The sequence below is a fragment of the Streptomyces sp. NPDC000348 genome, from assembly GCF_042898795.1.
Classification (GTDB): Bacteria; Actinomycetota; Actinomycetes; order Streptomycetales; family Streptomycetaceae; genus Streptomyces.
Genome location: NZ_JBIAZD010000007.1, coordinates 58,029 through 71,484, shown reverse-complemented (window position 1 = coordinate 71,484; position 13,456 = coordinate 58,029). Strand labels below are relative to the sequence as shown.

Below are 13,456 nucleotides of genomic sequence, written 5' to 3'. Positions count from 1 at the left end.
GGCCCGCCCGCGGGTCCTCAGGTGGCCGGGAGGGCGGTGGCGAGGAGGACGACGCCCAGGGAGCCGACGAGGGAGACGACGGCGAGGGCGCGGGCGGCGTTGACGTCCAGCGGCGGGCGACGGGCCCGCCGGCCTCCGCCGTCCAGGCCGAGTCCGGCGGAGCGCTCCCGCAACTCCCGGTAGAGCGGGCCGAGTCCCAGCACCGCCACGTGGTCGTCGCCGGCCCCGGCGAGGATCTCGCGCTGGATCGACACCCGGCGGAAGTGACGGGCCTCGGTGGTCCTGGCGGGCACGGTGAGCCCCCTGTCGTACACGAAGTCCAGTACGTCCTCGGTCTCGGCCGGGGTGAGTTCGCCCAGTCGCCGGCCGCGTCCGGTGGGCACCAGGAAGAAGGCGCTCCACGGCATCGCCCCGTGGTCGCGGACGAGCCGGACGACGTCCGGCAGGTCGTGCAGGTTGTGCCGGGCGACCGTGGTGTTGATCTGCGCCTTCATGCCCATGGCGCGGGCGGCGTCCCACGCGTCGAGTGTCCACCGGTACACGCCGGGCACCCCGCGGAAGCCGTCGTGCAGTGCGGCGGTGGAGCCGTCCGGGCTGAGCGGGAGTCCGACGGCGCCGGCCTCGTGCACCTCGCGCAGCCGCCCGGGGGTGGGCGTCGGGGTGCCGGACGGCGACACGGCGATCCGGACGCCCGCCTCCTTCCCGTGGGCGATCAGTTCGTTGAGGTCGGGGCGCCGGAACGGGTCGCCACCGGTGATCACGAACAGCGGGGCGGGCTGCCCGAAGGCGGCGGCCTGGGCCGGCAGGTCCTTGGCCGCGGCGGTGTCCAGCTCACGCGGATCGCGGTCGGGCACGGCCTCGGCCCGGCAGTGCAGACAGGCCAGGGGGCAGGCCCGGGTGGATTCCCGGATGACGATGAACGGCCGGTCGGCGACGTCCTGGTGCTGCCGGCGGATCGCTCGTGCGCCGCTCATCGGGTCCCCCGCCTCCGGGTCGTGGCCGGTGTCCGGCCGGCCGCCCGGGACTCGTGGCAGACGGGCCGGGCGGCCGGACCGTGACCGGTCCGTGCCGCGCGCGGCGCCCGTGACGGGGGACGGCGGGGGACACAGCCGCACGGGTGCTGGTTGCGGTGGTGCACGGGATACCTCCGGATCGGTCGGTGCAAGCCTCGTGCACGGGGGCGGGCCGGCGCCCCGGCCGATCAGTCCCGGCCGGGTGGGCCGATGGTCCCTCTCCGCGGCCGCCGGACCGTCCGGACGGGGCGTGTCCGGCGTCGTGGTGCGGGGAGCGGGCCCCGCGCGCCGCGGCAGGTGTCCGGGCACGGACCTGTTCGCCCGACGGTGCCGCCGGGGCCCCTCGGGTCCCCCGCGGACGGCCGGGGACCGGGCCGGTAGGACGGGCGACGGGGGCCGTTCGGCCCAAGGCCGCCGCTCCGGCGGAAACCTAGGTTCCTGACCATGGAGAACGATCAGAGCGCACGCCGGGGCGGGCAGCCCCTCCCGGGGACCTGGCCACTGGCCGCGCGCAGACTGCTGACCCGCCGTGAGGTCTCGTCCGACGGGCGCGCGGTGTTCGGTGAGGGCGACGCGAAGTGGGAGGGCTTCTACCGGGACCGCTGGTCCCACGACAAGGTGGTGCGCTCCACCCACGGCGTCAACTGCACCGGTTCCTGCTCCTGGATGGTGTACGTCAAGGACGGCCTCATCACCTGGGAGCACCAGGCCACCGACTACCCCTCGATCGGCACCGACTGCCCCGAGTACGAGCCGCGCGGCTGCCCGCGCGGTGCGTCGTTCTCCTGGTACACCTACTCGCCCGGCCGGGTCCGCTACCCGTATGTGCGCGGTGCGCTGCTGAAGCTGTGGCGCGAGGCCCGCAAGCGGCTCGGTGACCCGGTGGCGGCGTGGGCGGAGATCACCGGCGACCCGGCGAAGGCCCGTGCCTACAAGCGGGCGCGCGGCAAGGGCGGACTGGTGCGGGCCGACTGGGACGAGGTGGCCGAGCTGGTCGCCGCAGCCCATGTGCACACCATCAAGGAGTACGGACCGGACCGCGTCACCGGTTTCTCCCCGATCCCGGCGATGTCGATGGCGTCGTTCGCGGCCGGCTCCCGGTTCATGTCGCTGATCGGCGGCACCCTGCTGTCGTTCTACGACTGGTACGCCGACCTGCCCGTCGCCTCCCCGCAGGTCTTCGGCGACCAGACCGACGTGCCGGAGGCCGCGGACTGGTGGAACGCCGGTTACCTGATCATGTGGGGCTCCAACATCCCGGTCACCCGCACGCCCGACGCGCACTTCCTGACCGAGACCCGCTACAACGGCACCAAGGTCGTCGCGGTCAGCCCCGACTACGCCGACAACGTCAAGCACGCCGACGAGTGGATGGCCCCGCACCCGGGCACCGACGGCGCGCTGGCGATGGCCATGGGCCACGTCGTCCTGCGCGAGTTCCTGGTCGACCGCGAGGTGCCCTACTTCCGGGACTACCTGAGGAAGTTCACCGACGCGCCGTTCCTGGTCACCCTGCGCGAGCACACGGACGGCCGTCTCGTGCCGGACGGTTTCCTCACCGCCGCCGACCTCGGGCACGAGGAGGAGAACGCCGGCTCCAAGACGGTCCTGATCGACTCGGCCACGGGCGGGCCGGTCGTGCCCAACGGCTCCCTCGGCTTCCGCTGGGCCAAGGAGGAACAGGGCCGCTGGAACCTCGACCTCGGCGACGTGACCCCTGAACTGACGCTGCTGGAGCGGGCCGGGGCCACGGCCGAGCTCGTGCTGCCCCGCTTCGACGAGGGTGTCACCGAGGGCGGTACGACCATGGTCCGCGGGGTGCCGGTCCGCCGGATCGGCGGGCGCACGGTCACCACCGTCTTCGACCTGATGCTGGCCCAGTACGGGGTGGCGCGGCCGGGCCTGCCGGGCAGCTGGCCGTCCTCGTACGACGACGCCGACGAGCCGTACACCCCCGCCTGGCAGGAGACGGTCACGTCCGTGCCGGCCCGGCAGGCGGCCCGGATCGCCCGGGAGTTCGCCCGCAACGCCGAGCGCACAGGCGGACGTTCCATGATCGCGCTGGGGGCCGGCACCAACCACTGGTTCCACTCCGACACCATCTACCGGGCATTCCTGGCGCTGACCACCATGACCGGCTGCCAGGGCGTCAACGGCGGCGGCTGGGCGCACTACGTCGGCCAGGAGAAGGTCCGCCCCCTCACCGGCTTCCAGCACCTGGCGTTCGCCTTCGACTGGCAGCGGCCCACCCGGCACATGACCGGCACCTCCTACTGGTACCTCAACTCCGACCAGTGGCGGTACGAGGCGTTCGGGCCGGACGAGCTGGCCTCCCCGCTGGGGAAGGGGCGGTTCGCGGGCAAGGGGTTCGCCGACTGCCTGGCGCAGGCCGTGCGGCTGGGCTGGACGCCCGGTCACCCCGGCTTCAACCGCAACCCCCTCGACCTGGCGGACGAGGCGACGGCCAAGGGGCGTCCGGTCGCCGAGCACATCGTGGACGAACTGAAGTCGGGGCGGCTGCGGTTCGCCGCCGAGGACCCCGACGACCCGGCCAACTTCCCCCGGGTGCTGACGGTGTGGCGGGCGAACCTGCTGGGCTCCTCCGGCAAGGGCAACGAATACTTCCTGCGGCATCTGCTGGGCACGGACGCGGCCATCCGTTCCGCCCAGACCCCGCCGAGGAGCCGTCCGCAGGAGGTGGTCTGGCGGGACGAGGCGCCCGAGGGCAAGCTCGACCTGCTGGTCACCATGGACTTCCGGATGACCTCCACCGGCCTTCTCTCCGACGTCGTCCTGCCGGCCGCGACCTGGTACGAGAAGGACGACCTGTCCAGCACGGACATGCACCCCTTCGTGCACGCCTTCACCCCGGCCATCGCCCCGCCCTGGCAGTCCCGCACCGACTACGACACCTTCCTCACCATCGCCGACAGGTTCAGCGAACTGGCCGCCCGGCACCTGGGCAGGCGCACCGACGTCCTGGCGGTGCCGCTGACGCACGACACCCCCGACGAACTCGCCCAGCCCGGCGGGGTGGTGCGGGACTGGAGGACCGGCGAGTGCGAGCCGGTTCCCGGGCGCACCATGCCCAGGCTGGTGGTCGTCGAGCGGGACTACGCGGCCACCGCGCAGAAGATGCGGGCCGTCGGCCCGCTCCTCGACACCCTGGGCACCACCACCAAGGGCGTCACCGTCCACCCCGACCGGGAGATCGAGGACCTGCGGCACCGCTGCGGCACCGTCCGCGACGGCGTGGGCGCCGGCCGGCCGTCGCTGGCCACCGCCTCCGACATGTGCGAGGCGATCCTGGCCCTGTCCGGCACCACCAACGGCCGCCTGGCCACCGAGGGGTTCCGTGAGCTGGAGCGGCAGACCGGCAGCAGGGGTCTGGTGGAGCTCGCCTCCGAACGCGAGGCGGAGCGGATCACCTTCGCCGACACCCGCACCCAGCCGCGCTCGGTGATGACCTCCTACGAGTGGTCGGGCTCGGAGACCGGCGGGCGGCGCTACTCGCCGTTCGTCATCAACACCGAGCACAAGAAGCCCTGGCACACCCTCACCGGCCGCCAGCACTTCTTCGTCCAGCACGACTGGATGACCGAGCTCGGCGAGCAACTGCCGGTCTACCGGCCGCCGTTGAACACCCCGCGGCACTACGGCGACGAGCAGCTGCACGAGGACGGGCGGGCCGAGGTCACGGTCCGCTACCTGACCCCGCACTCGAAGTGGTCCATCCACTCCAACTACCAGGACAACAAGTACATGCTCGACCTGTCCCGCGGCGGGCCGGTCATCTGGATGTCGCTGGAGGACGCCGAGAAGATCGGCGTCGAGGACAACGAGTGGATCGAGGCGTACAACCGCAACGGCGTCGTCGCCTGCCGGGCCGTGGTCACCCACCGGATGCCCGAGGGGACCGTGTACATGTACCACGCCCAGGACCGCAACGTGAACGTGCCGAGGACCGAGGTCAGCGGCAAGCGGGGCGGCATGCACAACTCGCTGACGAGACTGCTGCTCAAGCCGACCCACCTCGCCGGCGGCTACGCCCAGTTCACCTACGCCTTCAACTACTACGGCCCGACCGGCAACCAGCGTGACGAGGTCACCGTCATCCGTCGCCGCAGCCAGCGAGTGGAGTACTGAGATGCCCCGTGGCGAAGCCCCCGTCGGACGGGTGATGGCCCAGATCGCGATGGTGATGAACCTCGACAAGTGCATCGGGTGCCACACCTGCTCGGTCACCTGCAAGCAGACGTGGACCAACCGCACCGGCGTCGAGTACGCCTGGTTCAACAACGTCGAGACCAAGCCCGGCGTCGGCTACCCCCGCCGCTACGAGGACCAGGAGCAGTGGAAGGGCGGCTGGATGCTCGACCGGCGCGGCCGCCTGGTGCTGCGCTCCGGGGGCCGGGTCAAGCGGCTGCTGTCGCTGTTCTCCAACCCCGACCTGCCGTCCCTCGAGGACTACTACGAGCCGGTCACCTACGAATACGACAACCTGATCAGCGCCCCCGCCGGGCCCGACATGCCCGTCGCCCGGCCCCGCTCGGTCCTCACCGGCAGGCCCACCGAGATCACCTGGGGCGCCAACTGGGAGGACGGTCTGGGCGGCGCCCCGCAGAACGCCGGCGCCGACCCCAACCTCAGCGGAGAGTGGGCCGAGAAGGTCAGGTTCGAATTCGAGCAGACCTTCCTCTTCCACCTGCCCCGGCTGTGCGAGCACTGCCTCAACCCCGCCTGTGTGTCGGCCTGCCCGTCCGGCGCGATGTACAAGCGGGTGGAGGACGGCATCGTCCTGGTCGACCAGGACAAGTGCCGCGGCTGGCGGATGTGCGTGACGGCGTGCCCGTACAAGAAGGTGTACGTCAACCACGCCACCGGCAAGGCCGAGAAGTGCACCTTCTGCTTCCCGCGCATCGAGGCCGGCCAGCCCACCGTCTGCTCCGAGACCTGCGTCGGCCGGCTGCGCTACCTCGGGCTGCTGCTCTACGACGCCGACCGGGTCGGCGGGGCGGCGGCCACGCCCGACGAGAAGGACCTGCTGGACGCCCAGCGCGACGTCTTCCTCGACCCCTCCGACCCCGAGGTGATCGCCGCCGCGCGGGAGTCGGGCATACCCGAGGACTGGCTGGAGGCCGCCCGCCGCTCCCCGGTGCACGCCCTGGTGTCGAAGTACAAGGTGGCGCTGCCGCTGCACCCGGAGTACCGCACGCTGCCGATGGTCTGGTACGTGCCGCCGCTCTCCCCCGTCCTCGACGCGGTCGACGCGGCCGGCGGCGACCAGGACGACCCCGACCACGTGTTCGCCGCCGTCACCCGGCTGCGCATCCCGCTGGAGTACCTGGCGGAGCTGTTCACCGCCGGGGACACCGACGTCGTCGGCGGGGTCCTGATGAAGCTCACCGCGCTCCGCTCGTACATGCGCGAACGCACCCTCGGGGAGGAGGGCGACGAGAGCGTGCTCAAGGCCGTCGGGCTGAGCGCGCGGGAGGCCGAGGACCTGCACCGGCTGCTCGCCGTCGCCAAGTACGCCGACCGCTACGTCGTCCCCGCCGCGCACAAGGAGGACGCGGCGGCGCTCTCCGCGACGGAGAACCGCTGCCCCGTCGAGACCGCCGGCGAGCCGGGGTCCGGCGACGGCCGCCGCGTGCTGCTCGGCATCCCCGCCCTGCGCCGCCGCACCACCGAGACCCCCGCCGGAGGCCACCCGTGACCCCGCTGCCCGCCACCGTGCCCGGGATCGTCCGCACCCGGGTCCGGGCCGCCCTGCGCCGCCCGGACCGGACCTCCCGCACCGCGCCGCCCACCCCCGGGGAGACCGGGCGACGGGCGCTGCTGCTGCGGCTGATGTCGCTGCTGCTCCAGTACCCGGACGCCGACCTCGCCGCGGCCCGGCCGGTGCTCGCCGCCACCGTCGGGGCGCTGCCGCCCTCGCCCGCGGCCGGGCACCTGGCCGAGTTCGTCGACTGGTTCGCCGGCCAGGAGACGGACGCCCTGGAGCGGCACTACGTCGAGATGTTCGACCTGCGCCGCCGCAGCGGCCTCTACCTCACCTACTACCTGCACGGCGACACCCGCCGCCGCGGCATGGCCCTGCTCACCCTCGCCCAGCGGTACCGCGCGGCCGGCTGGGACACCGACGGCGGTGAGCTCCCCGACCACCTCCCGGTCGTCCTCGAGTTCGCCGCGCTGAGCGGGCCCGGCAGGGGCGAGGCCCCGCTGCGCCGGCACCGGCGCGGCATCGAACTGGTCCACCGTGCCCTGGCCGACGCGGACTCGCCCTACCGGCACGTCCTGGCCGCGCTGATCACACTGCTGCCGCCGCCGACCGAGGCCGATCTGCGGGCGGTGGCCGAGCTGGCCGCGCAGGGGCCGCCGAACGAGGACGTCGGCCTCGACCCGTACGGGGCGGGCGAGTTCGCGCCGCCGGGCGCGTTCGTCCCGCCCGAACAGGAACCGTCCACCTTCGTACCGCCCCTGACGATCCCGGAAGGCCCCCGATGAGCACCGCCGACGTCCCGCTCGCCGCCTCCGCCGACGGCTTCGACCTCCTGCTGTGGGTCGCCGTCCCCTACGCCTGCCTCGCGGTGTTCGCCGTCGGGCACGTCTGGCGCTACCGCCAGGACCAGTTCGGCTGGACCTCGCGCACCAGCCAGCTCCTGGAGCACCGGTGGCTGCGCTGGGGCAGCCCGCTGTTCCACCTCGGCGCGTTCATGGTGATCGCCGGGCACGCCGTCGGCCTCGCGGTGCCGGCCTCCTGGACGGAGGCGGTGGGCGTCGACGAGCACGCGTACCACACCACGGCCGTGTGGGCGGGCTCGGTCGCCGGGGCCGCCATGGTCGCCGGCCTCGGCATGCTGTGCGCCCGCCGGCTGCTGAGCCGGCGCGTCCGGCTCGGCACCGACCGCAGCGACAAGGTGCTCTTCCCGCTGCTGTCCGCCACCGTGCTGCTCGGCATCGCCGCCACCGCCGCCCACAACGTCCTCGGCGCCGGTTACGACTACCGCTCCACCGTCTCGGTGTGGTTCCGCGGGCTGTTCGCCCTCTCCCCCGAGCCCGGGGCGATCGCCGGGGCCCCGCTGCTGTTCCGGCTCCACGCCCTCACCGCCTGCCTGCTCTTCGCCGCCTGGCCGTTCACCCGGCTCGTCCATGTGTGGAGCGCGCCGGTCGGCTACCTCGTACGCCCGTACGTGGTCTACCGGCGGCGCACGGCGGCCGGGGCGCCGCGGCGGCCGGGCGCGGGCGCCGCGCCGGGCGGGCGGCGGGCCGTATGAGCGGGGCGGCCGGCCCCGTGACGGCGCCGGAGAGGCGCATCGGATGGCTCATGACGCTGACCGGGGCCGTCGGCTGGCTCGCCTCGCTGCGCCTCGCGGTCGACGACCGGCGGCTGCTCGAGGACCCGTGCTGCTCGTCCTGCCCCGTTTCCGGACGTACTGGAGCAGTCTGCTGTAGCCGTGGGCGCGCGGCCGGCGGTCGACGTGGTGGGCGGAGGACGTCCGGTGCGGCCCGTGGACGCGCGACCGGCCCGCTCCGGCCCGGTCCTCCTTCCGGAATCCGGGCGGCGCCCCCCGCTACTCGGCAGGACGTACCGGTCGACGCCGGTGCGCCCGCCGCCGGACTCGTCGCAGGGCGCGGGGCACAGGAGTCCGGTCACGGAGCCCGGGGCGGGGCGGCTTTCCGGGACCGCGCATCACGCGCCGGGCGCACCGGCCGCCGCACAGGCGTAACGGCGCGCCAGGAGCGCGAAGGCGTCCTTGAGCTCCTGCGGGCCGACGACCTCCACGGCGGCGTCGAACCGTCCGATCCCGGCGGCCAGGGCCGTCCACGACCAGGAGCCCAGGACGACCCGGCAGCGGTCGGGGCCGAGTTCCTCGACGACGGCGTCGTGGGCGTGGCGGGACACGGAGGCGGCGGGCAGGGCCAGGATCACCTCGCCGCGGCAGGGCCACTCCCCCGAGCCGTCGGCGCCCCGGAACCTGCCGGTGACGAACGCGGCCACGTCGCCTCCGGGCACCTCGCGCGGTGCGAAGCGGGGCCCCGTCGGGCTGCGCGGGGTGATCCGGTCGGCCCGGAAGGTGCGCCAGTCGGCGCGGTCGAGGTCGAAGGCGACGAGGTACCAGCGCCCGCCCCGGCCGACGAGACCGTGCGGCTCCACCCGCCGCGGCGGACGGGCGGCGCCCTCCGGCGGAGAGGCGGCGGCGTAGTCGAAGCGCAGCACTTCGCCGGCGTGGACGGCGGCGCTCAGCGTCATGAGCAGCGCGCCGTCGACGGGCGGGTGGGGCCGGGCCGCGGACGGCTCCACGGTGGTCACCCGGAGGGTGTCGACGCGGTGGCGCAGCCGCGCGGGCATGACCTGCCGGACGGTGGCCAGGGCGCGGGCCGCGTCCTCCCGGATCGCGGCACCCGTGGTGGCGGCGGTCCGCAGCGCGACGGCGAGGGCGACGGCCTGCCCGTCGTCGAACAGCAGCGGCGGCAGCCGGGTGCCGGCGTCCAGCCGGTACCCCCCGTCGGGCCCCTTGAAGGCCGCGACGGGGTAGCCGAGTTCGCGCAGCCGGTCCACGTCGCGGCGTACGGTCCGCGGGCTCACCCCCAGCCGCTCGGCCAGCAGCGCCCCCGGCCAGTCGCGGCGGACCTGGAGCAGGGAGAGCAGGGACAGCAGTCGGGCTGAGGTCTTCGGCATGCCGTCGATACTGCCCCGGGAAGAGGACACCTCCCGACCGCTTCCCCCGCGACGGTTCTCCCGGGCCCGGCCACGACGGCGTCACCCGGGCCGGTCCCGCGGCCGGTACCGCCGGTGAGGTCCCGCGGTGGGCGGTCGGCCGACCGCGCGGCACGCGGGACACACGGGCGTCCTGCGTGAGACGCTCGACGGACGTCCACCCGGCCGGCGCGGATCGCCGCGTCCGCCCGTCGAGCGGCACGCCCGCGGTCAGCCGGGCCGGTGCTGCTGGGTGAGGATCGCCGCCAGGAGTTCGGGATCGAACACCGAGGTGTCGGCGAGCCGGGTGGTGGCGGTGAGCGAGTTGAACATGGCCTTGGTGACCCGCAGGGCGGAGGCCGACCGCCGCAGGACGGGTTTGGCCCAGGCCAGGACGGCGTCGTCGAGCGCCTCCCGCGGCACGACCCGGTGGAGGACCGACAGACCGAGGGCCTCCTGGGCGTCGAAGACGCGTGCGGTGAGGATCAGCTCCCGCACCCGGGCGGCCCCCACCTCGCTGATCAGGCGGGGGAGCAGCCCGCCCCAGGCGGGGGGCAGACCGAGGGCGAGTTCGGGCAGGCGGAAGGACGCGGTGTCCGCGCCCACGCGCAGATCGCAGGCGAGCGCGAGCCCGACGCCGGCGCCGACGGCCCTGCCCTGGACGCGGGCGATGGTGACGGCGGGGTTGGCGGTGAGGGCCTCGCACACCCGCAGGGCCTTCGTCCCGTTGACCCGGACGCCGCCGCCGGCGGGGTCGTCGGCGAGGTGCCGGGGGAACTCGCGCCGGTCACCGCCGAGACAGAACTCGTCTCCCGCGGCGGCCAGCACCAGGACCCGTACCGCCGGGTCCTGGTCGTCGAGGACGGTGAGGAGATCCTCCAGCATGGCGTCGGTGACGGCGTTCCCCTCTTCGGGGACGTTCAGTTCGACGGTGAGGAGAGGGCCCTGCCGGTAGGTGCGCAGGGTCTTGAGTATCCGGTCGGCGGGGAGTCCGGCGAGGGGGGCGGCGATCATGTCGTCACTTTCAGGGAGGTGATACGGCGGAAGACGAGCCGGGAGGTGTCGTAGGCGGGCGGTGCGGTGGGCCGCAGGGTCGGGAAGCGCTCCAGCACCTGGGCGATCAGCTCCCGGGCCTCGAGGCGCGCGAGGGGCGCGCCGAGGCAGTAGTGGGCGCCGCTGCCGAAGGTGAGGTGACCGCCGCCGCGCAGGACGTCGAAGACGTGCGGGTCCGGGTTGCGGCGGGGGTCGTGGGCCGCCGAGCCGTACAGCACGTGGACGGTGGTGTCCTTGGCGAGGGGGGTGCCGGCGAGGACCGTGTCCTCGGCGGCGACATGGGAGTTGAGCCAGACCGGGGGGTCGTAGCGCAGGGTCTCCTCCACCAGGTCCTCGATGTGCTCCGGGTGCGCGCGGAGCCACTCGGCCCGGGCGGGGTTCTCGGTGGCGAACCGCACCGCGTTGGTCAGCAGGACCGCGCTGGTCTCCAGGGAGGCGATGGTGATGAACATCGTCAGGTTGTAGATCACCTGGTCCGCGGCGGCCCGGTCTCCCGGGTGCTGGGCGTCCCAGTGGTGGATCCAGCCGGTGAGGACATCGTTGCCGGGCCGGGCCCGCCGGTCACGGATCAGCTCGGTGAAGAAGACCCGCATCTCCCGCGTGGCCTGGGCCGCCAGCGCGAGTTCGTTCCTGGTGGGCAGCAGTTCCTGGGCGTAGGCCTGCCGGTGGGCGAAGTCCAGGATGTGCGCGTGGTGCTCTTCGGGAATGCCGAGCCACTCACCGATCGTGCGGACCGGGAGGTGCTCACCGACCGTGTGGACGAAGTCGGCCTCCCCGTCGGTGCGCAGGCGATCCTCCAGGTCGTCCAGGAGATCGGAGGCGAGAGCGGCGATCCGCGGACGCATGTGCTCCAGGGTGGCGCGGTCGAACGGGTTGCCCAGGGCGCGGCGCTGGCAGGTGTGCGTCGGGGCGTTGAGGCGGGAGAGAGTGCGGGTCAGCTCCTGGGTGGCCAGTTCCTGCCAGCGTCTCGGGTCGGGTTGTCGCTCCTGCCAGGCGAAGTCCGGCACGAGCCAGGTCCTGCTGCGCAGGACCTGGCTGCATGCCTCGAAACCGGTGACGAGGTAGCCGCCCCAGGGGGCGCGTACGACCTCCCCCAGGGCGCGCAGCCCTTCCCAGACGGGAAGGGGGTCGGCCTGTCCTTCGACGGAACGCAGCCGGCGGATCAGGGAGGTGACGGCGAGGCGGTCGTGGGTGGTGCCGCGTATGTCGCCAACGGCGGTCAAGCGAAGCTCCTTTGGCCGAATATTGCCGGTACCGCCGGAACCTACCCTTCCGTACCTCCGTCTCATGCGTCGCTCTGTGTTGCCCCCGTCACATGCCGTGCCGTCAGACGCGGAAGATGTCCAGGAAGCTGCTCCAGAAGCCCTTCTTCCGCGCCGGATCGTTGCGGACCGGCCGGAACCCGGCCTCCGACGCGGACTGCTGGGCGTCCGGAGCCGACGGCCGGCTCTGGAGCGCGGCCGCCATACGGGTGGCCGGTGTGGGGCTGAACGTCACGGGCAGCGCGGTCAGGGCGCGGTGGAACGGCCCCGGCCGCCACTGCAGATCCTTCTCCGGCACGGCCAGGGCCAGGTCGGGCAGCGCGTTGAGCAGCCGCTCGATCGCGGTGGTCGCGATGACCTGCGCCGGGTCCTTGGCGGGGCAGGCGTGCGGGCCGGCCCCCCAGGCCAGATGGGCGCCCTTGCTGTGCGTGCGGCGGGCCTCGGCGAGCGCGGGGTCGCTGTTGGCGCCCGCGAAGGAGATGACGACCGGGGTGTTCGCCTCCACCACGTGGCCGCCGAGGTCGACGTCCTGGACCGGGTAGTGGGTGGCGTAGTTGGCGATGGGCGTCTGGTTCCACAGCACGTGGTCGAGGGCCTCCTCGATCAGCATGCCGCTCTGCCGGCCGCCCGCCCCGGACAGCAGCAGCACCAGGGCGTTGCCGATGAGGTTGCGCTCGGGCTCGATGCCCGCGCCCATCAACAGCGCCAGCTGGTCCTTGAGCTCCTCGTCGGTCAGCCCGGCCGGGTGCTGGATCAGCCAGGAGGTGACGTCGTCACCCGGCTGGCGCCGCTTGAGCGCGATCAGCTCCATGAGACAGGCGGTGAGGTCCTCGTTGGCGCGCGCCGCGTCCTTGGCGTCGAAGATCGCCGTCATGGCGGCGGTGAGGGTGTCACCGATGTCCGCCGGGCAGCCGAACAGCTTGTTGAACAGCAGCAGCGGCAGCAGCTTGGCGTAGTCGTTGAGCAGATCGGCCCGGCCCCGCTCGCTGAACCGGTCGATCAGGTAGTCGGCGATCGGCTCGACGTCCCGCCGGACCCGGGTGATGTTGAGCCGGGCCAGGCTGTCCACCACGGCCTTGCGCAGCCGCAGGTGCACCGCTCCGTCGGTGAACAGGCAGTTGGGCCGGTACGCCATCATCGGCAGCACCGGATTGTCCATGCCGATGCGGCCCTCGTTGAGCGCCTTCCAGCGGCGGGCGTCACGGGCGAACAGCTCGGTGTTCTGCAGCACGCGCAGCGCCGTCTCGTGGCCGACGACCAGCGTGGCGTCCGCGCCGGGGGCGAGCTCGACGGGCCCGGCCGGGGCGTGGGCGCGCAGCCGGTCGTAGACCTGCTGGGGGTCGGCGGCGAACGCGGCGTCGTGCATGGGGCATCTGCTGACGGTGGCGGCAGACGGTGCTTGGGGATCCATGAAGTCTTCCTTAGTG

The 13,456-nt window shown here is 73.5% G+C and carries 9 protein-coding genes; 4 read left to right on the top strand and 5 right to left on the bottom strand.

The genetic code is table 11. From position 1 onward, the window contains the following. Positions 1-17: 17 nt before the first annotated feature. A complete protein-coding gene (locus ACFY3N_RS15915) occupies positions 18-974 on the bottom strand; it encodes a radical SAM protein (RefSeq protein ID WP_390817270.1) in 957 nt (318 codons plus the stop codon). 483 nt (positions 975-1,457) lie between these two features. Here ACFY3N_RS15915 and ACFY3N_RS15910 point away from each other — a divergent pair, with 483 nt between their 5' ends. The 4 genes from ACFY3N_RS15910 to narI are packed head-to-tail and all read left to right on the top strand — an operon-like array spanning position 1,458 to position 8,290. Beyond that, complete coding sequence (locus ACFY3N_RS15910) at positions 1,458-5,159, top strand: nitrate reductase subunit alpha (RefSeq protein ID WP_390817269.1); 3,702 nt, start codon at positions 1,458-1,460, stop codon at positions 5,157-5,159. 1 nt (position 5,160) lies between these two features. Further along, positions 5,161-6,729 carry a nitrate reductase subunit beta gene (gene narH / locus ACFY3N_RS15905; protein WP_390817268.1) on the top strand — a complete coding sequence of 523 codons (1,569 nt, stop codon included), beginning with the start codon at positions 5,161-5,163 and terminating at the stop codon, positions 6,727-6,729. Further along, positions 6,726-7,520: a nitrate reductase molybdenum cofactor assembly chaperone gene (gene narJ / locus ACFY3N_RS15900; protein ID WP_390817266.1), complete on the top strand. Its 795-nt coding sequence runs from the start codon at positions 6,726-6,728 to the stop codon at positions 7,518-7,520. Before narH ends, narJ begins: the two co-directional genes overlap by 4 nt. Continuing rightward, on the top strand, positions 7,517-8,290 hold the full coding sequence (gene narI / locus ACFY3N_RS15895; RefSeq protein ID WP_390817265.1) for a respiratory nitrate reductase subunit gamma: 774 nt from the start codon (positions 7,517-7,519) through the stop codon (positions 8,288-8,290). Before narJ ends, narI begins: the two co-directional genes overlap by 4 nt. Positions 8,291-8,706: 416 nt before the next feature. On the opposite strand, the gene ACFY3N_RS15890 is transcribed toward narI, so the two are convergent. From ACFY3N_RS15890 to ACFY3N_RS15875, 4 genes are all read right to left on the bottom strand, one after another. Further along, positions 8,707-9,696, bottom strand: coding sequence for a helix-turn-helix transcriptional regulator (locus ACFY3N_RS15890; protein ID WP_390817263.1), 990 nt, complete (start codon positions 9,694-9,696; stop codon positions 8,707-8,709). Positions 9,697-9,945: 249 nt separating this feature from the next. Continuing rightward, a complete protein-coding gene (locus ACFY3N_RS15885; protein ID WP_390817262.1) occupies positions 9,946-10,728 on the bottom strand; it encodes an enoyl-CoA hydratase/isomerase family protein in 783 nt (260 codons plus the stop codon). Beyond that, positions 10,725-11,990 (bottom strand): cytochrome P450, encoded by a 1,266-nt coding sequence (locus tag ACFY3N_RS15880; RefSeq protein ID WP_390817260.1) that lies wholly within the window; start codon positions 11,988-11,990, stop codon positions 10,725-10,727. The genes ACFY3N_RS15885 and ACFY3N_RS15880 overlap by 4 nt, the downstream gene beginning before the upstream one ends. A 103-nt stretch (positions 11,991-12,093) precedes the next feature. Then, the gene (locus tag ACFY3N_RS15875) at positions 12,094-13,395 is read right to left on the bottom strand and encodes a cytochrome P450 (protein ID WP_390817513.1); all 1,302 of its coding nucleotides are present in this window, start codon (positions 13,393-13,395) and stop codon (positions 12,094-12,096) included. Positions 13,396-13,456: the final 61 nt, after the last annotated feature.

What these genes read in the sequence shown, in the direction of transcription:
- ACFY3N_RS15915 (WP_390817270.1), bottom strand. Translation starts at nt 974, where the DNA reads ATGAGCGGCGCACGAGCGATCCGCCGGCAGCACCAGGACGTCGCCGAC.
- ACFY3N_RS15910 (WP_390817269.1), top strand. Translation starts at nt 1,458, where the DNA reads ATGGAGAACGATCAGAGCGCACGCCGGGGCGGGCAGCCCCTCCCGGGG.
- narH (WP_390817268.1), top strand. Translation starts at nt 5,161, where the DNA reads ATGCCCCGTGGCGAAGCCCCCGTCGGACGGGTGATGGCCCAGATCGCG.
- narI (WP_390817265.1), top strand. Translation starts at nt 7,517, where the DNA reads ATGAGCACCGCCGACGTCCCGCTCGCCGCCTCCGCCGACGGCTTCGAC.
- ACFY3N_RS15890 (WP_390817263.1), bottom strand. Translation starts at nt 9,696, where the DNA reads ATGCCGAAGACCTCAGCCCGACTGCTGTCCCTGCTCTCCCTGCTCCAG.
- ACFY3N_RS15885 (WP_390817262.1), bottom strand. Translation starts at nt 10,728, where the DNA reads ATGATCGCCGCCCCCCTCGCCGGACTCCCCGCCGACCGGATACTCAAG.
- ACFY3N_RS15875 (WP_390817513.1), bottom strand. Translation starts at nt 13,395, where the DNA reads ATGCACGACGCCGCGTTCGCCGCCGACCCCCAGCAGGTCTACGACCGG.